The following is a 24,894-nucleotide window of genomic DNA, read 5'->3' as shown; positions in this document are numbered from 1 at the left end:
GGTATAAAAATATTAAAAGGTGCCTGACCCCCAGTGCGTTAACGCGTTAACGCACTGGGGGTCAGGCACCAAATATTAAAATATCCTTGATATACACCTCTAATTCATCCTTGACGTCTTCAATGGTTTCATCAAGCAACTCTCCGATAATTTTGCTTCCAAGTATTTTTTTCGAGGTCGGTATTCCCAAGAATGAACGTTCACATTCCCATATTTTAATGAGAAGCAAGTCATCAAGTTCTTTATTTCCTTCAGCGATGCCTATAGAAACAGAAGAGCTGTATATCGGCTCGAAAGGATCACTCCCAACTTGGTCAAATCCCGCTGCAAAATTTACATTCTTCTCAACAAAAGCAGGCTTATACTTAAGGAGCAAATGTTCTATATGATCTTTTAATGCCCTTTCCGTAGATCTGATCGTTTCTAATAATGCTTCTGAAAAATCCTTTTGTTGATAACGCATCTATCTATCACTCCACTTCATCTTAAAACAATGAAATTTGACCGGCTGCATGGAAAAACACAACATCAACATGACATGTATCTAGTTGGTCTTCTTAATACAAGAATAAAGCGGTGCAAGCTAAAATCTCTTCTGTGCATTTAAACGTTCTTATTAACCGTACTTTGACATCAAAAAGCACTATTTAAATTAAATTGCTCAAACATCTGCTTGATGACCTCTCTCACTGAAACAAAACTTAAATGATCATCCCTCTGAATGTATTACCCAATTTCAGTCAAATTTTTGGCATACTGTTGTAACGTTCCTTTCCGATAGATTGACATGCTATACTTATGATTGCTCTTTCCTTATTTTTTTCAAAGCGCTGATATTCACTTCATATTTATTACCATATACCCGAGAAAGCGGCACTTGTTCTTTTGGACCGTAAAATAATACTTTGAAGTCATCATCTATGTATTGCACGACAAAAAAGTCATCAAATTGATCAAATGTATTTTGATTTATAGAGATAAAGCTTTTATCTTGAGCTGTCGTTTTCACACTAATTCTTCTTCCATTATTTAAGACATCAAAGCCATGCTGATTGGTTTGTCTAGCCAGTTCTCCCCCTGTTTGAAGCACACAAAAAAACTCACCGAGTCTTCCAATTAAATGCCTTAACTCTGTAGCCTTACAATTCAGAGTCGTCATTTCAAATTTAAGGATGTCGAAGTATTCCTCATAGAGCTTCGCTACTTGCTTCTTGCTTATGTATGCAGGATCTCCTTCGTTACTCGATTCTATTATTTGATCATTCTCATAAAAAGCAAAGAGGCCATTGGTCCATTCCCCAACAATTTGATCCGCTTCCGCTCCCTTTGGCCTTTGAAAAACTAGACCGGTATACAGAGCATTTTCCCCTATGTATTTGTAGGTGCTTCGATTCATATAAACAAAGAGATGCTTATTGAACGCAATCCCATGATTGTAACGATTATAGCAATAATCAGATAGAATAATACTGCTAGGGTTAGTTCCGTATGTCTTTAAAAGGACTTCTTTCACTTCCTTTGAAGTAATAACTTCTCCTATTCTGTCATTTAAAATATGTTTGATTTGCTCATATATTGTCATGATTCTCTCCCCATTCAAAAAGGCATTCTATGATTTTTACCTGCATTTTCCTAATTTTATCTTAATTAGAAGGTTACATGCCACATGATTATTTTAATTTATTTGTTCTTCTGCCTCTTTTTGAGAAGTTTCTCGCATACGTTGGCAAATAATATTGAATTACCCATAAACAGCGATGCCTCTTTTAATCCGTTGCCGCAATTCCACTAAATGATTCTGGATAAATTCCCGTTATGTCATGTTCACCCCTCCAACATAAAAAAGGGACCTGCCGCACAACCAGCCAAGTCCCTTCTATTCTACTCTTAAGATTCCTTATGCACAGTAGCTATCTCTTCTGTCACAGCTTTCTTTGGCTCCTCATCTGCCATCATTTCTTTGGTACCCTTCTTGAATTCACGCAGGGTTACCCCGAAAGAACGTCCGATTTCTGGAAGTTTTGAAGGCCCAAATACAATCAAAGCAATGACAAGAATTAAGATTAACCCTGGAACACCAATACTTTGGATCATTTTTGCTTCCTCCTACTTTTTATAGCAAACTTCCTTGTAAAACATTAATTTTCACTTCACCGTTTGGCACTTCACATTGCCATAACAGCTTTTTCGTTGCTTGCGGTTTTTCGATATTATCTACCGCATAGGCAGTCCATTTTGCTTTTGTCTTGGATAGCTGCAGCATTGCATATCCGTGTGTTGTACTGTCAAATAAGTCAATCCAACGATTCTCCACTTTGACGATATTTTGAAGCTCTTTAAACAGCAACTCTGCCGTAATTGTTGTTCCTGCACTAAATTTCCCCTTCAGAATCTTTACAAGCTCATCAGCTGCGTCCATTGGTATTGGACTAGAAACATCCGGTACTGCATTTAGGGAGTTGCGAAGTGTTTCTCTTAAGTTACTAGATGTAACGGAACCAACCATTAGCTCCACCCCGTATTTTTCACCGTTAAGCACATACTCATTTTGCATATAAGACGCTTCGAATGTGTGGAAGTCTCCAGTCAATGCAAGAAAATTTTTAATTCCGTTGTTTAACACCGTTTGGGCAATCTGCTTTCTTTCATAAGCATAGCCATCCCATGCATCAAGGTTTAAATAATTTCCCAGCACCTTCAATTGTGTGACTTGCACTTCATTGCCCCAAATTTTCCAAGTTCCGTTGGCATTTTTCAGCTCATTTAAGAACCACTCTTTTTGCGTTTCTCCAAGCATTGTTCGACTAGAAAGGTTAATTTCCTCACACCCGGTCGCTAAGTAACGATCTAGCGTTTCTTGTCCGCAAGGGTGCGCACTTCGGTAAAGTCGTTCATCCGTCAAAATGATGGAAGCAAGATTCCCTACCGTAATGGAACGATAAATTTTTACGGAATCCTCAAACGTCCCATTTGGATTATACGGGACACGCGCCGGTATATACTCAAACCAGACCTGATTCGCAATGAGGCGGCGAGCCGGATCGGATTCCGGATTATCATCAGGTGCGACCGCTGGATAATACGTGTCGTTGGCAAATTCATGGTCATCCCAAATCCCAATCATCGCATGGTTTTCATGAAGTTTTTGCAGGTCCTTGTCCGAACGATACGTCTGGTATAGCTTACGATAGTCTTCAATGGTAAACGCTTTACCTTGTCCACTTGGGAGCTTTATTTGGCGGTCTTCAAGGTTCCCTTGGTAGGCAGCGTCGCCAACGGACTCATATATGTAGTCTCCAAGGTGCAGGAAAAAGTCCATTTCTTCATCTGCCATATAGCCTAATGCGTTAAAATAACCATTGGTGTAATCCTGACAGGAAACATAACCGATGGATGCAGACTGAACATCTGCTCCTTCTGCTGGCAAGGTCTTGAAACGGCCTGTCTTACTAACGAGTCCACTTTTCGTAATGAATCGGTAATAGTATGTCTGTTGAGAAGCAAGCTGACCATCCAAGTCCACACGCACTACATTGTCATGGTCCTTCCAGATTGGAGAGAAGCCTCGCATTTCCATCTCAGAGAAATCTGCCTTTTTACTTATCTCAAACATAATGAATTTACCTTGAGTAATTCCCTCTTCTAAAGAAGCATCGTTTGTATTATTTTCAAGCCAATAAATAACTTCACTGGTGAATTCTTTGTTCGTTAAACCAGTCTCCAAAGAAGGCTCGACCCTTGTCCAAAGCATCGCACCAGTCGGCGTAGGATCTCCTGACACAATAGACTGCGGGAATCCTTTCCCAATAGTTTGTGTTGCAGAATAAGGTTCAACAGCTGTTGCCGCTACCGCAGGGGAAACCATTGTCGTCAAACGAGAAATTCCGGTCGTCTCTAATGCCATTACCGCAGATCCTGCCAAAAAATACTTCAAAAAAGTTCTGCGTGACTTATCATAGTTGTTACTTGTTTGTTGCAACTCATGCTTCTTATCCAAGGTGATTCCTCCTTCAAGATGTAATCACCAATAATCTTACTCTCAGAATTTTAAGCCAATAATAAGAACTCATTACAAAGTGTTATAGAAAAGTAAAAGGAAGGCAAAAACCGGTGATTTTTCTGTATATTTATGAAGGATTATACAACTGAGGAATTATGTAGAATAAATTCACAGGTACCTGACCCCCGGTGCGTTAACGCATTAACCCACCGGGGGTCAGGCACCAAATATTCTTATGAAGTTAATTTCAAGCCTGCCACTGCTGCTACAATCATTACTATAAATAAGATCCGCTTCCAATCCTTTGCTTCTCCATAAAACAGCATGCCAATAATCGTTCCCCCCACAGTTCCAATTCCTGTCCATACTGCATAAGAGAGTCCCAGAGGAAGAGTTTTCATAGCTAAATTTAAAAAACCAAAACTCAGCATAAACCCCAAAAACAAGATCATATAAGACCGTATGTCTTTATCTTTGACTACTTTATTCATCCCTGTCACTCCAACGACTTCAAAAGCCCCTGCCAACAACAGATACACCCATGCCAATTATGATGCACCCTCTTTCTTGCTTGATTCATTTGTCACAAGCTTTAAACCTATCACACCAGAGAGAAGCAATAAAATAAACAGCATCTTCGTCCAGCGAAAGGCTTCTCCAAAAACTGCTATCTCGGCTATAACCGTCCCTGCAGTTCCTATTCCTGTGAAGATCGCATAAACGGTCGCAACGGGCAGACTTTTCGTCGCCTTAATCAGCAAAACAAATGATAAATATATAAGTAGTGCTGTACCACTCCAATCAAGCCAGTGATCGGAATACTTCAGCCCTATTGCCCATAAAACCTCTACGAGACCAGCCAAAATAACGTATGTCCATTCTTTATTCATAGTCATCTCCTCAATTTCAGTTAAACATTCGACAGTCCACGCCAATATAGATACCAAGAGGCATCCAGTCTTTTCTGCAAGCGTTCGGGACCCCCATATAACATTTCAACAAATATTCCATCTAAAACGCCTAAAAATGCAGCGGTTGCTCGCTGCTCACCGATCAAGGAGCTAATTTCTCCCTCTTCCATCGCTTTTTTAATAATGGGAAGCAAAAGTTTTTCTAGCTTATCCAAGTACTCATACACATTCCTCATAATCTCTTCATTGAGATGGGCGGGCGGAAAGAATGCCGTGCGCACCCAAAATTGATTAGAGTCATCCTTCTCATATCGTTCTTTGCATTGAGAAAGAAACCGAAAAAGAAACTCCTCTATTGGTCGTGCCGTGTTGCATTCTATGAAATGGTTAACCCATTTTAATTCGATCTCATACGCATCCCTGCATAACTGAAGAAAAAGTTCATCTTTGCCTTTGAAGTGAGTGTAAATTGATTGCTTTTTAATCCCTACATCCTCTGCGATGCGGGCCAATGATGTTCCTTCGTACCCATTTTTGGCAAATTGCTTTAATGCCGCTTCCTTAATTTGATCTGAGGTCATATAATCACCCTTCCGAACGGTCGTAAGGTAAATTTAACATTTGTCTTAGGTGGAGTCAATTAAAATAACTGCTTGTCCAAGCCTCCCTTCCAGTTTCATCTCTTAATGATGCGACTTCCGCTGAGAAATTTTAAGTCAGCAAAGCCTTGTCTATTGGAAAAATCATGGTAATATTTTCTTTAGATAATTAGCTGATATTACATTTATCCTTTAAGCTTTTAGATTTACCTCTGTTTCCATGGCAAGGATTATTGTATGAATAAAAAATGACTGGAAATAAAAAATGACAGCCCCAAGAATGCGCGTTTATTTTATTCTAACGTGTTGAAATAAGGAAAGAGATGCTTTGTTTATCAGCTTTGTTATGAGGGGAAAGGGAGAAAATAATGACTGCACTAAAAGTTAAAAAAGTGGCAGCTGAACAAATCAGAAAGGGATTACAGGCAGATTGCACAAACTGTTTTGGTTTATGCTGTACGGCGCTTACTATCATAGCATCAAGTGATTTTCCGATTAATAAGCCCGCCGGAAAGCCTTGCTTGAATTTACAGTCTGATTATAGCTGCCAGATTCATAGCCAGTTAAGAGAAAAAGGGTATAAAGGGTGCACCGTATTTGATTGTTTAGGCGCCGGGCAGGTCGTTTCTCAAGTTACTTTTAATGGCCAAAGCTGGCGGGATCACCCTAATACGGCAGAGAAAATGTTTCAAGTGTTTCCGATTATGGAGCAAATCCATGAAATGATTGCATATGCTGCTGAAGCTTTGTCATATGATATTCCAGATGCTTTGGTTGATGAATTGAGTAAGCAATTAAAGGAATTGCAGGGTTTAACGAAATTGGATGCTGTCAGATTATTATCTCTTGATCTGGTGATGCACCGATTTACATTGAGCGAATTACTGATACAAGCCAGTGATTCAATTAGATCAAGTATGATTGCGCAGCTGCCAAGCGCTGCAAAGAATCAGGTATTTGATCGTTCACGAGTTAATTGGATGGGCAAAAAGCTGAAGGGCAAGGATTTAAGAGGAACTGATTTTAGAGGTGCTTATTTGATTGCTGCGGATATGCGGAATACTGATTTAAGATCAGTTAATTTCATTGGTGCTGATGTCCGCGATGCTGATTTCAGTGGCGCGAACCTTTCAACAAGTATGTTTTTGACCCAAATGCAAATCAATTCAGCAATGGGCAATGAGGAGACACGATTGCCCTTTTATTTGGAAAGACCAACTCATTGGTAAGGGCAGCTTATTGCTGCTTTTTTTATTTGGCTGTTTGATTGCCTGCTAACTATGCAGCACCACAATAGCGCCCGGTTATTTTACTTTTATAGCAAACACGTAGGAAGCATCACCATGGGATAATTTTTCATCTTCTTCATCCATCCACCAAACACTGTACGCATAAATATAAGTGCCCTTTTCACCGGGAGCTGTAAACTGATGATCATTTACTTCAACTTCTGTTTCATCATCAGTCTTTACCTGTGAAAGATGAATATTAGTAGGTTTAGGTGTGTAATCCATATGAATTTTAATCGGCTCACCAGCCTGTACTTGTATAGGCTCTTTGCCTTCTAATAACTCTAATGAACCAGCAGCATCCACACATTCTGCTGCTTTCTCATTAGAGTCAGGTCCCCAACAATAAGAGCCCAGTTTGGTTTCAAGCATTTTACCATCAACTTCTATATTCACATCGGGAGGTGCGTCTCCTGATAAACCTCCTCCATCTGTATTTCTTTGTAATCCATTACAGCCACTTACTATAAAAGCCATGGCCAGAACAAAAGCTGCTGCTGCAAACTTTTTCATTGCCTTTCCCCCCTTTTCACAAAAGAATATTCTTCCGGAATCTGTCCAGTGATTATTCTTTTTTAAAAGCCTTCATATGTTTAGGAAGCGTAGTAATTAATTTTTCACAGGTCGAAAATTGAGGATTATTAGAAAGGACAGCTATACTTGCTCCATCATAACCAATCCAAAAAACACTCGAGCCTTCTTCTTTTGCTGTGAATAAGCTATTTTGTATAAAGTCTGATTTGTTCTGGATCAAAACGCGATCAATTTCATTAATTATTCAGTAGTGGATAGCAAAGCGTCAATTTTCTATATTGCACATGTAAGGGTAAGTTTAGCGTAGCTTAATTCTTCATAGTGCTAACTTTTTGATTTATTGAACACTCCAAATGTATCAGGATTTTCTTCTCGGATTTCTAAGCGCCTTATTTAAAAAATAGTATAATACTAATTGGAAGAAAATAAAAATCTAGGAAGGAGGTCCAGCTGTGCTTCAGACAAAGCTGCCATCTCAAACGCACTGGTTTGTTATATTCTTATTCTTCTTACTGTTCTTGACTCCTCTTTCCGTCAAAGGAGCTTCAGAAGAAAGCCGCATCATACTTGGACCTCACTACGATGTATTTCAGGATTCCTCTAATCAAGTAACGGTGGATGAATTAATTGATGGAGCTTATGATGAATACTTTACGCCAAGCACTCAAGATTATCCTTTCTTTTGGCATACTGATGATACGGTCTGGCTTCGTCTGCCTCTTAGTGATTTGATCAAAGGAAACCCGAGTGGCTACGTGATAGAAGGCATTGACAAACAAGATCATGTAGATGTGTATTTTGTCAAAAAAGATGGATCTTACACGGTTAAAAAGGGTGGCATAGCTGGACTTGATAATCAATCGATCCGATACTTTTCTAGCTTATTTACAGTTGAAGAACCAGACGTGACAGAAGTGTACATTGCTCTTTACGGGCAAGTGCCGCTCATGTTCAGCTCTTTTTTATATACAGAGAACGGTTTTATTGAAAGCGTCATTACTTATAAGTTTTCAACTGGTTTATTTTACGGCTTTATTCTTGCGCTCATGCTATATAACCTGTTCTTGTTTTTTTCACTTAAAGAAAAATCGTATATTTACTATGTATTATATATGTTCAGCTTTATGGCTTACCAAGCCACAATGAATGCATTTGACCTTGAACTTACGGGCCACCTTTTACCTCCTTGGATACTATTTCGAACATTGCCCATCAGCTGCACGCTACTAGTTTGTTTTATGATTTTGTTTGGCAAAGAATTTCTAGAACTAAAAACCCATTTGCCAAAACATAACCGGATTCTAAACATTTTTTTATGTTTCACTATGTTGGCTTTGTTATCAATCTTTACTGTGCCAAACCTTGCAGTCATCAATGATGCGATTACCCTTCTTACCGTGGTTGTCTTAGCCTTTCTTTGGAGCTCAGGTTTAACGATGCTGCTGAAGGGCTTTAAAATGGCTCGTTTCTACATGATCGGCTGGACGGTCTTGCTTGGATCGATGCTAATTCAAGGCTTCGGCTTTCTAGGCTGGATCCCTATTAACCCAGGCCTCTATGAGAAAGTTCCGGCAACTGCTGCCTGCTTTGAAGCTATTTTTCTCTCATTAGCACTTGGCGATAAGATTAACATCATGAAAAAAGAGATGAACGACCAACTAGAAGAAAAAGTAAAAGAGCGAACAAAGCAACTTGAAGAAGCAAAACAAACGCTTGAACACCTCGCCAATACAGACCGCCTCACTATGATTCCAAACCGAATGAGGCTGGATGCTGAGTTAAATAAACAGCTCCAGGAAGTTAAAACAAACGGCACTTCGTTATCACTTGTTATGCTAGACGTAGATCATTTCAAAGCCGTAAATGACAAGTTTGGCCATCCTGTCGGTGATATCGTACTTAAGGAAACAGCACACCTTCTAAAAGAAAATGTTCGCATAAATGACCTGGCTGGACGCTGGGGCGGTGAGGAATTTTTAGTCATTTCCCCTCACACAGAACCTGTTGAAGCACTGGAGCTTGCCGAAAAGCTGAGGCAGCGCCTTGAAAAGCATTCATTTACCACTGTCGGCCAAACAACTGCCAGCTTCGGGGTAGCGACATACGTGGAAGGAGATACCCATAGTTCCTTACTTTCCCGCTGTGATGACGCGTTGTATGCTGCAAAAGAAAATGGGCGAAATCAGGTTGCTTTCGGGGAACCTGTGTAATTAAATAAAATAAAGGTGCCTGACCCCCAGTGCGTTAATGCGTTAACGCACCGGGGGTCAGGCACCAAAAATCAGCTGTCATAAGATCCATAAATAGCTAAATCCTGATAGTCCAGTACAAACATATAACCATTCCATTTTAGCCTATTCTGAATTGTGCCGACCGTATCAGCATGGTAGGTTCCAGCAATCTGTTGGTACGCAATTAAATCATACAAACCGTCAAATGCAAAATCAATTGGATATAAGCCGCTTATCGGATCAACCCACCCGCTGATAGGCGTCTTCAATTTGCCGTTTGCATCATATAGATTGTTTAAATAATCAGGACCTCTCAGTGATAAATCGATTAGATATCGCGCATTATTTCTTTTGCTAAACACTTCAACCTTGTAATTGTCCTTGTAGGTTACCTCATATTGATACGCTTGGTTAAAATCATCAGAGTCGAACAGCAACCGCGGTTCATTGTTAACAAAAGAATAAACATAGTTGTATGTCGTTCCCCCGCTGCCGCCAGTAGGGATGTTAATCAAAATATCATTGATCCCGTCTCCGGTAAAATCCCCTAAAAATATCATGGGATCATACCCCATATTTTTCTTAAGTGGAATACTAACCGTGATACCTGTCGCTCCATCGCGAATTCCGAGTGCCATGTTTTGAATAATCGACACCTCTGATTCTCGGTAGCCAGTCACGAAGACAATGTCAGGAATCAAGTCTCCATTTACATCGCCAGTTGCTGAAGCCACCACACCCGAAATCCTCATGTTTGAATAATAATTATATCTATTCATATTCGTCTCCCTGCATAAAGGTAATTGTTACAACTAACCTATGCATGGAGCGGTACACATGTTCATTCCGCAAAATTTATACAGGCACCTCTATCTCTATGGGTTATACACTAGAGAATTGTTACACCACTTATTTTTTTACAATCGACTAGAACAGTTGAATTTGTTGGCTTTTCTCTTTGTTTTCACCGTACAGACTATAACCAATATTTTTATATCCCTTTAATCGCTTTTCGAACATCTTTTGTAAAACATCCACGTTCGAGTCTACATAGTCAAACACCTTTACTTCTTCTTTATCACGATGCTGCCGGTGAAGCCTTCCTACATACTGTTGTAATGTTCCTTTCCAAGAGATTGGCATAGTTAGAAAAAGTGTATCTAATCTAGAATCGTCAAATCCTTCTCCAACATATTTTCCTGTAGCAATCAACAATCTCTCTTCACTATCCGGTAAATTAATTAATTTTTCAATCCTATGTTGCCGCTCTTTCTTCTTAATAGATCCTGATAAAATAATAATATTTTTAGCGAATCCTTTAAAAAGCTCATAAAGCTCATCTACATGTTCTAGTCGTTCGGTTAACACTATAGGAGATCTTTTTTCCTCTAGCGCTTGTAAAACATCATTAAAAATCATATCGTTTCGTTCTTTATTAGTAGATATCAAAGAATATATTGATTGTATATCTGTTTCATCCGTTTTCATTAACGTTTCTCTTTTAACAAGGGTTTGTTTAAACGGTCGAATATTGGCTTGTTGTTTATTATTCGTTTTATACCTTATAGGTCCACATTGCATAAAAATTATTGGTTGTAACCCATCTTTCCTAACTGGTGTTGCTGTTAAACCATATACTTTTTTTGCTCGGACAGTTTTCAATACCTTTTCAAAGCTAACGGCAGATATATGATGACATTCATCGACGATAATTTGCCCATAATGTTGTAATTCAGGTTTTATTAAACCATTATGATTAAGTGATTGAATGGTAGATATGTCTATGTTATAGCTTGGCTTGTTTTTCCCACCGCCAATTTGGCCAATTTTTTTTACTGGGATGTTTAAAAAAGTTGATAACCTTTCTTTCCACTGTTCAACTAATTGTGTCCTATGTACAATTATGAGGGTATTGGTTTTATTTCGACTAATTAATGCTGCAGCTGTCACGGTTTTTCCAAAGCCAGTATCTGCTGCTAATACTCCATTATCATATTTAACCATTGAAGTAACGGCGTCCTCTTGTTGAGTAGTAAGTTGGCCATAAAATTTAGCATCTATAGAATTCCCGGTGAATTGATTGTTTATTATATTCATTTCTATATGATATTTGAGAAAAATTTCTTTCACTTTTTCAAGCAGGCCTCTGGGTAATAGGAGTGAATGATCATTTATCTGTGTACAATCGATTATTTTAGGAATTCGATGAGTGGAAAAACGCTTTGCTTGCGCTTTGAAAAACTCAGGATTTCCAAACGTTCCTAGTTTTTGTAATTCATTTAGTATCTTGCTAGGTAATGAACTTTTAGGAATTTGAATACCATGTTTTAATTCGATAGTAATTTGTCTTGGTAAGGTACTACTACCTACCTTCTCATTTGGCTTGGTATAGCTTTCTTCCTCTGAGATGTCTGCTACTATTTGTAGAATGTTTTTTTCAGATATCTTTTTTATCGATGAGAGGTATTGCCATTGATCAGCAATTTCCTGAAATGAGTCATTTACAAAAACACTATTCCCTTTCATTTTTGCTTGTTTCTGTAACGGAAGAGCAATTAGATTACCAAAACCACCTTTAGGCAAAAGATCTTGGTTAGGAAACATTCTATCAAAAGAATCCATGCCAATTTCAAAGCGTTTTTCTCTTGTTTTTGATAATAGGACATCTCCAAGCTTTCTTGCTAATGAAGCTCTAATTGGTGTTTCAAAAAAGAACCAAACATGAGCCCCTTCTCCAGAGCGTGAACGTTCGATGTGATATGATAACCCGAAACTTTTGCACGTTTCAATAAATGCTCGCACATCATCTTTCCATTGTTTTTTATCAAAGTCCACAGCCAAAAAATTACACGTATTATCTTCCAATAGCGGATATATTCCTATAGTTCTTTTGCCGCTTAAATGTTCATAAATAACTTGGGGAGTCAAAGTATGAAACGATCGATGAGAGCAATCTTGGCATTTGATTTTAGGTTTTCGGCAAAGCTCTTTATCCCACTCGTTTTCACATGCAGGTGAATAACCAGACTTCCCCGTTGTACTTGATTCCCACCTTTGAGCAAAAACATCAGATCTACCTCGAAAAAGGTTCAGAAATAGAGAAATTGCAGCTTTTTCTTTTGGAGTAAAGTCATTCGCTGTTTTCTTTTTGTTAGGTGGGCGAGTAAAGGAGGTATTACGGCCTTGCGCTTTATAGAGGTCCTTTTTTAATTGTGTATTTTCTTTTTTTAGTCTATCAATCTCTTTTAAAGCTTGATTGAGCTGTTCATGAATATTCATAAGTCTACTCCAATCATTGAAACGTTTTACTTCTTTAGAGAACGGTAATCTTTTCGTTTTTTTATAGTACAAATATTGATCTAATTTTAACCTTAAACATTAGAGGTAAACCCTTAATATAAATCTCCCGACTTTCTCTGACATAGGGCTTAATGCTATTTTAAAACCTGCATCAAGCCATAAACTAGATACTTTGATCTGGTGTAATTTTGCTTTCTTGTACATATAATGTTCAACTAATTATGAATTAATAATAGCTAACTAAATATCTCTTTAAACCTTAAAGATCTTATAATAATTTTGCATAATAAACGTGTTTCTTCCTTTATTGTTTAATTGGTCCAAATATCCAAGCAGCATTCTTAATTGATTATTGGTATAGCCCATTTTTAATCTTAATTCCTTTGTAGTATCTTTAGACTCTCTAAGGTTAGATATTTTCGTCATTTCGTTAACATCAAACTGTGTTTTAAAGACAATAAATTGCGAAAGGTATTCTGCAATACTAACCTCATGTATTTTATCCTTTTGTCCGTCCCATTTAAAAATATGTATTTGCTTTTGGAATAAATCTATATTATTCCCTTCCATCAAAAAACGATAAATTAGATCACTTTTAATTATTGGTTTATCATCTTGAATATTCAGATAGGACTTTTCCATCAAAAACACAACAATACCCATAATAAGATCAACAATCTGGAGAGGAATAGATGTATGAGAATCTGCATGCCATGCCTTATTGACATAATATTTCATACCACGGTAAATGGCATGTGCATTCATTTGCTGTTTCAACTTGGAATATACCCTCATCTTTCCATATTCAGGACTGTGATCAACGATGATCTCAACTGTTCTATAATCATCTGAAAGACCCCTAGTTAAACCATAAAAAAGTCTTTCTGGAATCTTAACATAAAATAAATTACGTAGATCTGTTATTGTGATACCAGCGTTATTAGCAAACTTAAATGCCATATCATTATCCACAACAAAAATATTAATTTGAAAGTTTGTTTTTATAAAATGATGTAAACAATATAGATATGGAGCAAGATCTTTGTCATTGTTGTACTCGGTAAAATGAAATTCACTCTTTTTACCCGTTATGTCTAAAATTTGTTTAATGTCATCGGTTAGATTCTCACACTTTACTTGATCTACACCGTACGCACCGTAATAAGAATATTTTTTCGTAGAATCCAATTTATTTGATTCATCAAAAAAGATTGAGTACTTCAAATGCCATCACCTTCTTGACTATTAATGAATATTTGTCTATAATTTACATATAGTATATCATGTATTACTTCCAATCACCGTTTTGATAGGGAGTTATTTTAAGAAAGACCACCCAGTCACCGATTTGACAGGAGTGGTCTTTTTTGTTTTTCAATTGGTTTAAAGTTGTACTATGCACAGAGCGGCACGCATGTTCATTCTGCAAAATTTATACAGGCACTCAATATCTCTATGGATTATACACTAGAGAGAAAGGAGTGTCAGCTATGCCTTGGCAACAGAAAATCCCCTACTTCATTAATCAGCCTATTGGTGTCTCGTTCGCAGATGGAACAGGCGCATCAGGAGTCTTATGCGGAGTTTCAGATGGAAAGCTCCTAGTCATGACCTACCTATACCATTCACAATTCGCGTTGATGCAATATGATATGTATACGATCCAGGATATACATGGATACCCGCGTTGTCCCGATCAGCAGTTACCGTATTAATGAGAGCCATGCGATTTTATCTTGTAATACGTTTATTTCTTTATGAACATAAAAAAGCGTCAAACCCTGATAAATCAAGGTTTGACGCTTTTTAGGGGAATGATGTTACATCATTCCGCCCGTATGGTGAGAGTGTGTAATATCTTTCATTCTCAGTGGTGGTGTAAGTACGGTACATCAAAATTAAAGGCATTTCTTATTGAAACTAATGAGAGTCCTCTTCTCATTAGTTAGTAAATGATACCACCTATATGTCAAAGGTTGGAGGATGCATAATGTCTAGCTACAGTTGCAACCCCAGCGGGTCTATCAACCCCGCCCTTGTGGCAGGAGCGTTTCATGGTTTGTCCGCCTTATACTTGAAGCCCACACGACGTAAGTCTTGCAGTCATTGCCCCCGATGAGGTGCTCATTTATTGAAATTGTTCGAATTACTCCTTAATATAAAACGGACCTTTATCCTCTATATAGTATAATCTAAAGTTAACTACCTACTAAAAAGGCAACCTCATCTGCTCAGTCTCACCTAAACGTTCGATTGATTTGGGTTCGTGATCTCGGAAGTAGGCGTGATGCAGCCTTTTTTCCTTCGTCATGATTTTTTTCGATGCATCTGCAGATTCGCGCAGTCGACAGCTATATATAACTGGGAAGTAGTCTTGCAGAAATTTCCCTTCTGCATGCGCCGTTAAGGTAATGATCTGAAACCCAAGCTGTTCCGCTACGAAAAACACTGGACTAAGAACATGGTCACTTGATGCTTTTCCGAATGGATTGTCTAGAATAACCGCACGATGCCGTTTCATATTTGCTTGGATGTGCTGTTGCTTCTCAGCCACGTAATTTAAAATTCCTAAAAAAAGTGTCATGTTTTTACTCCACTTTTCACCGCCAGACCAGGCGTTACTTTGCTCCCAAGTGTACGATCGATTCGTGACTTTATTGTCGTTTGTAACTTTGCGGCAGCTTACCTTCATACCTTCATGTTGCATAACAATTTGTAGAAGTTGCTTCGACTGTAGCCACATCTCAATATCTTTACGAGCTTTGCCATCATCGCTTGTATAGCGATCTGTTTCCAGTTGTTGTAGTATCCACTCGATATGATTCCGAATACGGTTTTTGCCATCTTCTTCAGTCCAATCCGGCACGGTAAATGAAAATATTTGTTTCCAATCATTGTCTACTTTAACTTTTGTCTTCTTCGGAATGTGCCGCAGTTCCTCAACGATTGTCTTCAAATGAGCGTGAATTTGATTAATAAACGCCTGTAGCTCAACATCTTTTTGGCGTATATGCTCGTTGGCATAATTTGATGCCCGTTCAACACTTGAGAGCATATTATTCTTAAAATCTATCAACTCTCCGAATGTTTCCTTTAAATCAATGCCTGTTTCCGCCATTCTCTGCATTTTTATATCCGTAATCGTTTGGCAAAACTGACGGAAACCTTGCTTTGCACGTTGCACTTTATCTGTCTCTTGGTCCACTAACTTGCTTTGCGCTTCTAAGTTATGAATAATACTATCCACGTATTTTTTTCGATTATATACAAATTGCAGTTTGTCGTCTTCGTTAAGTGCGCTAGCCATGATATTGGGCGCGTTAAAGTGATGCTTTTCAATATAGCGGTCAAGCGAGCGCTCTCCATCTTCTATTATACTTGTAATCTCTTTGTCAATACGCTTTTTTTCTTGCTCTAGAAAAACCTTATTGTTTTCCAACTCTTTTTCCTCACGAGCAAGTTCCTCTCGCACATCTACAAGCGGGGCCGTAAATGTGACGGTACTCTCTGCATAATTGTCCTCAAACTGCTCTAATTTTGTTTTCCATTTACTTTCCTGCTGATCCTTCGCTGTTCGCTTTGCATCAACGTCCTTAGCAGTTTCCTTCCCCACCTGCCTAGCTTTTTCTATCCGTTTCCATAACTGCATAAGCCTTTGTTTGCCATCAACAGGGAACAACCGATCCACGTCAAGCTTATGATGCTCCATTTTCAACCGATCCAATTCTTCTTGTATTCGGTTTATATTTGTTTTTGTATTAGTTAATTTTTCTTGCCATTCTCCATATGTGACACGAATACTTCTCATCTCGTATTCAAGGTGTTTCATTTTATCCAGAATGGCAAGTTTACTTTCTTCTGTAAAAATAGGCGTGAGACCGCGAATTGCTTTGTATTCCTCGCTATTTCTTAGGATTTTGTATGTTGCTTGCAAACTTGCTTTCTGCTCTTTAAGCACTTCTTGTTCTTCTATTAATCTTGTGCGCTGCTGTTCAAGACGACTTATGTCTTGATTTAAGCGAGTTAATTCCAAGTCAATTTGGTGCAGATTTTTTCGATAGCGGTTCACTTCACGACCGTGTATCATATACGTATTCGCCTTTTCAAGCATACTTTCTAGCCCTTGCTTCTCGTCCTCACTCTGTTTAATTGCTTTACGATGTTTATTTATACGCTCACGCATATCTGTTAGTTTTTCCTCTTCACTTTTCACCGCTATCGTCAGTTGGGTAATGGCTTTCTCTAGTTCCGACCGTTCTTCCTGAAGCTGTACAACCTTATCATACGGATAGTTTTTAATGAACTGACCAAACGCTGTTTGCGCCTGTTCCCACGCTTTCACTTCATACTCTTTGTCCTGCCGTGTTAGTTTAGTATGGAGAGCAGTTTTCGCAATATTTTCTTTCCAATAAAGGAATGCATCTTGATTGGCTCCAATATGCCAATGTTCTGGTGCTACCCAAGTTAATAGCGCTTCTGTTTGATGAATAGTCGCCGCTTCCTCGGTTGTCACGACTTGTATAGGAAATTGTAATCGCGCAGCGTTTTTCGAAAGCTTATCTAACAATGCAGGTTTTGATTTATTCGTGGTCACTAACGTTAACGCCCATAACGGATAAATTTTGCTCATTTCATAGTCCTGCTCTTGCAACGATTGTAAAAATTCAATACCTGTTCGCACGAACTCAAATTGATTTTTCCATGAATTTAACTGGGCTTCTAGAAACGCATCGGCAAAAAAGATGTCTTGGTTTTCATAATCGTCGACAAATCGATACGCTAACCGCTCTTTTAAAAGAAGATGTTCCCGTTCTGCCTGCATATGCTCTAAGGTTTCAAATAATCTAGAAGAAATGGAGCTTTCGTTATCGTATACACTATGTATCCTCAACCATTGCGGGCGAACAGATGCGAGTTTAGACAGTATCTCTTTCTCTTCTTGTTCTATTATTATAAGGCGATCAATTACTTTACCAAGCATTTTGTCTTTTTCAACCTTGCTACGATCAAGCCCTTGTATACTTGCTTCGCTTTCTTTAATAGAGAGTTGCAATTGCTTATCTTCTTGTACCATGTTGACAATCTCTCGGTCTAATTCATTGTATCGCACTTCCCATTTTTTCATCTCTTCTTCTACCGTTTGTTGAGATGGATTTGCTAGCAATTGCTTTTCAAACTTTTTCATATCAGCTTCACGAATCTGCAACCTACTTTTTACAGTTGCTAATTCATCTCGACGCTCTCTTTCTGCTTTCTTCCATTGCTGTAGCTGTTCCCTGATTTGTCGAAGCTGCTCATCGAGTGGATTTAACTCATAAGATACTGACTCTATTTGCTTTATAACTTGCTCGACTTCACCTAGTAAATATCCCAGCAATGCTTGCTTTGCCTCTATTAATCTATCATCAAGTTCTTGCAAGTTCTCGCTGTTATCATATGTTGCCAATTCTTTTTCAATGATGACGAGCTGGTCAGTATGTTCCTTTTCTTCACCTCTTAATTCAGCAAATCTTAGAGAGTAATAGTCATATTCATCGGTCGCCAACTTTTCTTGCGTCTCGAGAAACTGTGCATACGCTTGATCATATAAATTTTTGAATTCAACAAACTTATCATATTCAACAACAATATCAAACGACGCGAGCTTCACTTTATAATTGTCCTGCTTTTGCTGCCATTCATGAAACTTGTTTACAAGAATATCATGCTCCGATCTCATTTTGTTTTTTTGTATATGTATTTCATTCCACATACCTTTTGCGATTTGTTTAGATTTTTCGTACGCTTGCTTTTGCTCGTGAAACTTCTCAAATACACCTACGTATGCTTCAAGCTGTGTTTGAATCTTTTTATTTTCTTCAATTGTTTCTTTTAGTTTTTTATATTGCTTAAAGCTTTCATGTTGCTTTTCAAACATATTCGCAAACAAGTGACGGTCGTGCCCCGCAATCGAGTTTTCAACTGTAGGAATGAGCAAGCGGTCAAGCAATTGATTCGTTTGCTTACATTCTTCGAAAAATGCTTCCACGCCACCTTCGGAGCTATTTATTTTCACAATGCTATCCCATTCGTCACCTACGATATGATATTGCTCCTCAAGATGAGCACGATAGTCCTTGATTGTTTGAAATGTCTGCCCCCAGCGCTCACGCATACTACTATAATAATCCTGCAATTCGCCTTTTTCTGCAGGGCGCTTACCACTATTACCATCGCATACAAACGGGATCCTCTCTATACCATGTGAATCGTTTGCATTATACTCATAAACATAGCGAAGTGAATCTATACCATTTTTCGTTAAAAATAAACTAACAGCCGTTACAACGTAGCGCCGTGGTTGATCGTTTGTAACCCATTCAATCGCAATATGCGCGGGTGCTTGCTCTAACTGTAAGGTACTTTTAATTTTTCGGTTTGCTAAGTCCGTATGAGGGATGATTGCCTGCAGTGCTGTTTGGATAAGGACGGTCTTTCCTCCCCCATTTTCTAGTAAAATCGCACCATTATGACCATCAAAGCGAAATAGCTCGTCATTATAGCGCTTATTTCCTTCCTCATACACAACGTTTGTGAGTCGAATTTTGCTAATTGCCGGCATACCCATCCTCCTTCTCATAGCCATATAAAAATTCAAAAATTCCTTTGTTATAGGTAATCTCCATAAAATAGCGTTGAATAATGGTTTTCGCTTTTTCTGTTAATGTAATTTCATCATTACCTAGTTCTATCACTATATTTTGATCCACTAAAAATCGCTTGACTGTATTAATGAAGCTAAAGCGACTAATAGTATTCCCACTTTGTCGTTTAGCGGTTTCCTTAATATCGTCCATGTCTTCCCATTTTTCAAGAATCAGCGTCCAGTTGTACGACAGTTCTTTTTCCAACTCCTTTAAGTCCGTATCCTCATGCGACTTCAACTGATCAACGCGTTCTTGCACAAGACGCAACCAATCTTCTAGTCGCAAAAACTGTCGAGTCGGTTCCGGACTTTGATATGAATCATAAAAACCCCCAAATAAAATCAAAATCGAAAAATACATTAAATATATATCACCGTTTGTAGCGCCCGTGCGTAAATAATGACGCTTTAACCAATCATTACTCACATGAAACGGTGACAGCTTAGTTTCCGGCACTAAAAACAACTGCTCGCTTGTGCGAATAACCACACAGTCTACTTCTGTTGCAAACGAATCTAATAACCCACGAATATCATCATCCGCATTATATTGCTGCACACCTTCAAGACCAATCATTCCATCGCGTGCGAGACGAGTATATAATTTAAAAGCAAGGAGTACTTTTTCTTCGGGATATTGCATTAATAATCCTCCCATTGTATCGTTAAATCTTGAATAGAATAGCGATCCACTTTTTTGATAATATTCTGGCGTTCTGTAATAATCATGGTTCGATTTTTTATTAAAGACAGTGCCTCACTTAATAACGAAATACTTTCTTGTTCCTCAACACGACCGTTTGTAACTGGCGAGCGTTGATGTAAGATAATCCAAAAGTCATAAAAATATCGTTTCGCTAGCATATCACCTAGGCCATTTTCTTCAAGATACGCCACAAATATCGATAGTGTATCGCCACGTCCTTTTTCACTAGCTCGTAAAAATAAAGCCATTATTTCCCTATATCTTTGTGTTAGCCACTCTCTATATTGATGGTCTTCATGATTTTTACCTACCTCCAAAAATTGATGTGTATCTTTTGCTTCACGTTCTTCGGTAATGTTCTGTTCAGCTAGTACGGTCAGAGGTGACCACAATTCAGTTTCTTCTACTTTTAAAAATGGATGGAGAATACCGTTCATCGCTTCTATTGGCAACGGTGCCGAGACAATGCGTGAGACAATATCTTGGTCAAAATTAAATGAGTGCAAGCCTGTGTAATACAACGATTCCTGTGCAGTGATAAGGGTTGTGTTTTTCAATAATAATGCTTCATCTAGTAATCGCGAATGTTCATAATGGACGGCTTCCAACTCACGGGTTATTTTCAAAATATAGCGGTACGTCTTTTGCTCTTTCAGGTGAATATCCTTAGAATATAAACGCTCTCTTGTCTCTTTGACAAACTGACGCAGTTCTTTAAATTCATCGTCCTCACGCTCTAGACGACCGTAAATGTCATCCACAAGCTGTTTATAGCGCTCAAACGTGCCCTCTGAGACAATACTTCGTTGAATTTCATGTTTAAGCTTGACAATCCGTTCTAGCAGTGTTTCGACGTCAATATGCATCTCGTTAATTTGTCGCAATGCTGCTCGAAACTCACCTTTATCAAGCTGTTTACGTAATATTAATTGATTAATAGAAAGTTGAAATTCACTGTAAAATTCTTTTGTTGCAAACAAAAGCTCCAAACCATCTTCATCTAATGTATAAAATTGAGTGTTTGTTTTCGTATCAAAGTTATTTGCTTTTAAGATTGAGTATTCAATCTCATTATCACAGCGAGTTTCCCAGTCAAAAAAGGGATAATCTCGCTTTTTTCCGTGCGTAGGACGAAATATATGAATGACCGTGCGCGCTAAGTCTGTGTATTTTTCCTCTGGTAAAACGTAGCTTTTCTCTGTCATTTCTTTTAGAAATAAAGCAAGCTGTTTCACGCCTGTTTTCGTTTCACGCATTAGTTTTTTCTCAAAGAAGAAAAGCAGCGTCAGCAAGCCAAGTCCTTTCAAATCAAGTGGCACACCATTTAAATCATGCTCTCGCTTGCGGTCTAATTCATAAAGGGGATCGAACAGCGCTAGGCGCCGTATCCGCTCTTTATAACCGCTCGTTAAATCTTGGATATTAACGCCTTCCAATCGGCTTCCCTCCCAATTCGTTGCAACTCTGTTGTTTTTAATATTTCCTGTGGATAGTACTGGCCATTTGATAATAGTGTTGAAATTATGTCTTGATCACTAGGCGAGAAGCTAGTTAGAAATTGCTCAAGTGCAAGTTTATTTTCACGTTGGTACTCTTTTCCACCTGCAGGCTGCTTTTGTAAACACGCATGATAAAACGGCATAGCCAATTGTGTAAGTTGCCGCTTAGTTAAGGAATGCCAGATCGTGATACCTTCGAGGTCTAGGTCGCCGAAATAAAAGAAATGGTGTGTGGCTTGAACGGAATATTGTAGCGAAAACTGGTCAATGCTTTTAATAACGGCTTTCCCCCCACCATATATAAGAGTGGCAAATTCCATATCTTCTAATGCTAGCAGCAACCCTTGGTACGTTGTCTTATTTTCTACAATTAGATGAAGCTGCGTTTCACTGCTTAATTGCTTCGGATTAATGGCAAACATAAGTGGCTCCGATACAGGCACGATTTGAAGTTTCTCAAACAATTGGAGCCTTTCTAACAACTCCTTACCTCCTTTTTCAACAATCCACTTTTCATCTCCCACTAGCGCAAAGCTTCGTTCAGGCGCAGGTACAGATTCGACTGGAAATCCATAGTGTTTTAAATACTTGTCTAATTTTAAAATATAAGGTAAATCTTGTTGAAAAATTGAGGCATCATGACGGTAATATTCATCTATATTCATAGATGGATGAAGAATAAGGCGGTAGCGCTGTAGTTCAGTATGATGAGAAGAGGCAAGTACACCTTTATTAATTCGATATTGCAGCGCAAGTGACGGTGTTCGCGACGTTCTACCTTTTGACTTGACCATGTGTAACACTTGTTCGTTTTCTAGTTGTTGAATAAATTGTACAAACTTTTCATAAGAGTCTACATCATTTCTTAATAGCTCTTCTAACTCTATTAATGATATTGTTTTTTTCGAATGTAAAAACAGAAGCTTTTTTACGTATTCTATCATCTAATACAACTCCAAATTTTGTCATCTTTCTTATTTTTTATTGTACAAAAGTATAGCACTCGAAGGAAATAGAAAAATATAAGCGTCTGTCCCCCGCTATGATAAAAGTAAGGTTGATTTTAACATTCTTTCATGCTGATGCAATATGATATGTATACGATTCAGGATATTCATGCATATCCGCGTTGTCCTGATCAGCAGCTGCTGTATTAATGAAAATATCCCCATTTATTTTATATGAAAGCAAAAAGCGGTGAATCCTGATAACTCAAGGTTCATCGCTTTTCCGCGGGATGATAAATAAAAGAGTCATAGGACAAATAGTTGAAGGAATAAATTAAAGCGGAATAATACAAACCAAATGAGGAGGGGTTAACATTGAATTATCAATGCCATGGCACACCACAATCGCAAGTTCTGTATCAAGCAGATTGCCATTTCATTCAACAGTTGAGACCACTTCGCGAACATCTTCATAATATATGCAGGCGATTTATTAACCAGAGAGTCCGAGTCCAAACGATTGATGGATTGGTTTATGAAGGCACCATTGTTAACTGTGATAGAGGACTTTTATACCTTCGTGTTGAAAATCCTGAACAGTATGGACAGCGATCCAATGATTTTATTATATATCTTGTTCTTTATGAATTACTTATTATTACTTTATTGCTGCTTTATTGAGATCATCCAATACTCTTCATTTTTATAATGAAACTGAATTCTTCTCTCCAAGCCACTCATTCGGGGATATTTTCAGCAACTCCTTATTTAAATACTTTTTAATAGATTATCAAGCAATTAAAAAGCGTCAAACCCTGGTATATCAAGGTTTGATGCTTTTTCAGGGAGATATAAGATATATCCCTTGATCATGATGCTATTTCTTTAACGTAAAGAAAGCCTCTCCTCCATCTTTAAAAAAAGTAACTGCTGAACAACCAGCTAAGTCCCTTCCCTGTTCTAGTTCCCCATAAAATCGGGTAACTAAGCTGCATACTCAGACAACTGCCGTTTCGTTAGGATGGACAAATTTGTATATTGTATCAATGAAAAGAAAGGATGTTTTAAATTAATGAATAACTGTCCAAATCCAGGCCCTCAGCAACATTGGATTCATCAGTTATTTTTCTTCAATTACTTTAATTATTTCTTTTTCTTGTCCTATTTCAATCGATAATCGTTTTGCTATTTCTTGCGACTCAATCCCTTTTAAATGAAGAGCTACAGTTTGAGCTGCTTTATCCTGAATAGTAATCAAGTTTTCCTCAAGACCTGTTTTACTTCTATTGCTTTTATGCATAACTCAATTACACTTCTTCAACCAATTAAACATTAATTTATAAGAACACAAAGAATTTAACCTTTAGAGCCTCTTATAACGAATATTTTTCGATACACAACGGTGTTAATGATTTGCTTCACATTCGCGGCAATAAGCTCCATGCATAGTTTCTCTTTCAAATACCACCCCACAATCAGGACATGTATCATTGCTCGACATACAGGACTCACAAACTAACCCTCCTGTATGGTAATTATACTCGCCCGGCCGCTGATCACAAAGAACACAAAATTCCACTTCACACTCTTCATCATCTTCGATATTTACGGAAGTTAGTTCTAGATTTGTAACTTCAAAATCAAAGTCATCATGGTTTATAAAATCTTGTGTTTCTATAGAATCTTCATCATAGTTAAAAGAAAAATTCAGTTCAAAATTCATATCGATTTCTAAATTAGCATCATTATTTACAGAGTAATACTTGGAATACATTTTTTGAATGCTTGTATCAACTCTTAGTTTTATTCTCCCTTCAACAGTAACCTTATCACCCTCAACATCCATTGAAAGTGAATCTAGTTTAATATCGAATTCATTAATATCTACGTCACCTACAGAACCCCCACTTAAATAGCCATCTAACTCCCTTGAGTTTATTAAGAAATCAAGAGTGACATTCTCAAGATATTCATAAGATCCATCTTCTTCGATAACATCCATACAGACTTCTTCTATATTCATTTCAATCCAAGCTCTTGAAGGGTTAGTTCCAGTAACTAAGGATATATAAGTGTTAAATTCAGATAATGTAAACATATTGTTAATGACGCCTGATAATGACCAGAAATTGACAGCTCATTTTGTCCTGAACCTGACGGGTTTTTTGCCATTTAAAGATAGGGAGGCTTTAA

21 protein-coding genes are annotated in these 24,894 nt (G+C 38.0%); 4 read left to right on the top strand and 17 right to left on the bottom strand.

Features of this window, described 5'->3' with window-relative positions; genetic code table 11:
- Positions 1-61 precede the first annotated feature (61 nt).
- From JOC78_RS16560 to JOC78_RS16530, 7 genes are all read right to left on the bottom strand, one after another.
- Complete coding sequence (locus JOC78_RS16560; protein ID WP_204558260.1) at positions 62-463, bottom strand: hypothetical protein; 402 nt, start codon at positions 461-463, stop codon at positions 62-64.
- A 333-nt stretch (positions 464-796) separates the two neighbouring features.
- A complete protein-coding gene (locus tag JOC78_RS16555; protein WP_204558258.1) occupies positions 797-1,582 on the bottom strand; it encodes a DUF7225 domain-containing protein in 786 nt (261 codons plus the stop codon).
- A gap of 305 nt (positions 1,583-1,887) precedes the next feature.
- Positions 1,888-2,094 (bottom strand): twin-arginine translocase TatA/TatE family subunit, encoded by a 207-nt coding sequence (locus JOC78_RS16550; protein WP_204558256.1) that lies wholly within the window; start codon positions 2,092-2,094, stop codon positions 1,888-1,890.
- A 19-nt stretch (positions 2,095-2,113) separates the two neighbouring features.
- Entirely contained in the window at positions 2,114-3,997 is a 1,884-nt protein-coding gene (locus JOC78_RS16545; protein WP_204558253.1) for an alkaline phosphatase D family protein, read from the bottom strand.
- A 236-nt stretch (positions 3,998-4,233) separates the two neighbouring features.
- Complete coding sequence (locus tag JOC78_RS16540; RefSeq protein ID WP_204558251.1) at positions 4,234-4,548, bottom strand: DMT family transporter; 315 nt, start codon at positions 4,546-4,548, stop codon at positions 4,234-4,236.
- Complete coding sequence (locus JOC78_RS16535) at positions 4,549-4,890, bottom strand: DMT family transporter (protein WP_204558250.1); 342 nt, start codon at positions 4,888-4,890, stop codon at positions 4,549-4,551.
- A 20-nt stretch (positions 4,891-4,910) separates the two neighbouring features.
- A complete protein-coding gene (locus JOC78_RS16530) occupies positions 4,911-5,492 on the bottom strand; it encodes a TetR/AcrR family transcriptional regulator (RefSeq protein WP_204558249.1) in 582 nt (193 codons plus the stop codon).
- A gap of 386 nt (positions 5,493-5,878) precedes the next feature.
- Here JOC78_RS16530 and JOC78_RS16525 point away from each other — a divergent pair, with 386 nt between their 5' ends.
- Positions 5,879-6,739: a pentapeptide repeat-containing protein gene (locus JOC78_RS16525; RefSeq protein ID WP_204558248.1), complete on the top strand. Its 861-nt coding sequence runs from the start codon at positions 5,879-5,881 to the stop codon at positions 6,737-6,739.
- A gap of 75 nt (positions 6,740-6,814) precedes the next feature.
- Here the strand turns inward: JOC78_RS16525 and JOC78_RS16520 are convergent, their stop codons facing one another.
- A complete protein-coding gene (locus tag JOC78_RS16520; protein ID WP_239587245.1) occupies positions 6,815-7,312 on the bottom strand; it encodes a hypothetical protein in 498 nt (165 codons plus the stop codon).
- Positions 7,313-7,785: 473 nt separating this feature from the next.
- Between JOC78_RS16520 and JOC78_RS16515 the strand changes: the two genes are divergently transcribed.
- Positions 7,786-9,543, top strand: coding sequence for a sensor domain-containing diguanylate cyclase (locus JOC78_RS16515; protein WP_338023224.1), 1,758 nt, complete (start codon positions 7,786-7,788; stop codon positions 9,541-9,543).
- Positions 9,544-9,614: 71 nt separating this feature from the next.
- On the opposite strand, the gene JOC78_RS16510 is transcribed toward JOC78_RS16515, so the two are convergent.
- The 3 genes from JOC78_RS16510 to JOC78_RS16500 all read right to left on the bottom strand — a co-directional run bounded on the left by JOC78_RS16510 (position 9,615) and on the right by JOC78_RS16500 (position 14,088).
- Positions 9,615-10,343: a VCBS repeat-containing protein gene (locus tag JOC78_RS16510; RefSeq protein WP_239587244.1), complete on the bottom strand. Its 729-nt coding sequence runs from the start codon at positions 10,341-10,343 to the stop codon at positions 9,615-9,617.
- A gap of 148 nt (positions 10,344-10,491) precedes the next feature.
- The gene (locus JOC78_RS16505; RefSeq protein WP_204558247.1) at positions 10,492-12,843 is read right to left on the bottom strand and encodes a TOTE conflict system archaeo-eukaryotic primase domain-containing protein; all 2,352 of its coding nucleotides are present in this window, start codon (positions 12,841-12,843) and stop codon (positions 10,492-10,494) included.
- 273 nt (positions 12,844-13,116) lie between these two features.
- A complete protein-coding gene (locus tag JOC78_RS16500; RefSeq protein WP_204558246.1) occupies positions 13,117-14,088 on the bottom strand; it encodes a DUF3800 domain-containing protein in 972 nt (323 codons plus the stop codon).
- Between the two features lie 266 nt (positions 14,089-14,354).
- Here JOC78_RS16500 and JOC78_RS16495 point away from each other — a divergent pair, with 266 nt between their 5' ends.
- Complete coding sequence (locus JOC78_RS16495; protein ID WP_204558244.1) at positions 14,355-14,579, top strand: hypothetical protein; 225 nt, start codon at positions 14,355-14,357, stop codon at positions 14,577-14,579.
- Between the two features lie 494 nt (positions 14,580-15,073).
- Here JOC78_RS16495 and JOC78_RS16490 read toward each other — a convergent pair whose 3' ends face one another.
- Genes JOC78_RS16490 through JOC78_RS16475 form a run of 4 tightly spaced genes read right to left on the bottom strand, consistent with a single transcriptional unit; the run spans position 15,074 to position 22,698 of the window.
- A complete protein-coding gene (locus tag JOC78_RS16490) occupies positions 15,074-19,465 on the bottom strand; it encodes a coiled-coil domain-containing protein (protein ID WP_204558242.1) in 4,392 nt (1,463 codons plus the stop codon).
- A complete protein-coding gene (locus tag JOC78_RS16485; RefSeq protein ID WP_204558239.1) occupies positions 19,452-20,192 on the bottom strand; it encodes a DUF6063 family protein in 741 nt (246 codons plus the stop codon). Before JOC78_RS16485 ends, JOC78_RS16490 begins: the two co-directional genes overlap by 14 nt.
- Positions 20,192-21,691 (bottom strand): replicative DNA helicase, encoded by a 1,500-nt coding sequence (locus JOC78_RS16480; protein ID WP_204558236.1) that lies wholly within the window; start codon positions 21,689-21,691, stop codon positions 20,192-20,194. Before JOC78_RS16480 ends, JOC78_RS16485 begins: the two co-directional genes overlap by 1 nt.
- Positions 21,664-22,698, bottom strand: coding sequence for a Wadjet anti-phage system protein JetD domain-containing protein (locus JOC78_RS16475; RefSeq protein ID WP_204558233.1), 1,035 nt, complete (start codon positions 22,696-22,698; stop codon positions 21,664-21,666). Before JOC78_RS16475 ends, JOC78_RS16480 begins: the two co-directional genes overlap by 28 nt.
- A gap of 378 nt (positions 22,699-23,076) precedes the next feature.
- On the opposite strand from JOC78_RS16475, the gene JOC78_RS16470 reads away from it, so the two are divergent.
- On the top strand, positions 23,077-23,382 hold the full coding sequence (locus JOC78_RS16470; protein ID WP_239587243.1) for an LSm family protein: 306 nt from the start codon (positions 23,077-23,079) through the stop codon (positions 23,380-23,382).
- A 439-nt stretch (positions 23,383-23,821) separates the two neighbouring features.
- Here the strand turns inward: JOC78_RS16470 and JOC78_RS16465 are convergent, their stop codons facing one another.
- Both JOC78_RS16465 and JOC78_RS16460 read right to left on the bottom strand, forming a co-directional pair.
- A complete protein-coding gene (locus tag JOC78_RS16465) occupies positions 23,822-24,001 on the bottom strand; it encodes a hypothetical protein (RefSeq protein WP_204558231.1) in 180 nt (59 codons plus the stop codon).
- A 105-nt stretch (positions 24,002-24,106) separates the two neighbouring features.
- Positions 24,107-24,799: a hypothetical protein gene (locus JOC78_RS16460; RefSeq protein WP_204558228.1), complete on the bottom strand. Its 693-nt coding sequence runs from the start codon at positions 24,797-24,799 to the stop codon at positions 24,107-24,109.
- Positions 24,800-24,894 lie beyond the last annotated feature (95 nt).

Origin of the sequence: Bacillus ectoiniformans (assembly GCF_016908875.1) — a bacterium.
GTDB lineage: Bacteria > Bacillota > Bacilli > Bacillales > Domibacillaceae > Bacillus_BX > Bacillus_BX ectoiniformans.
The sequence above is the reverse complement of the archived record's forward strand: the minus strand, read 5'-3'. Positions and strand labels throughout refer to the sequence as shown.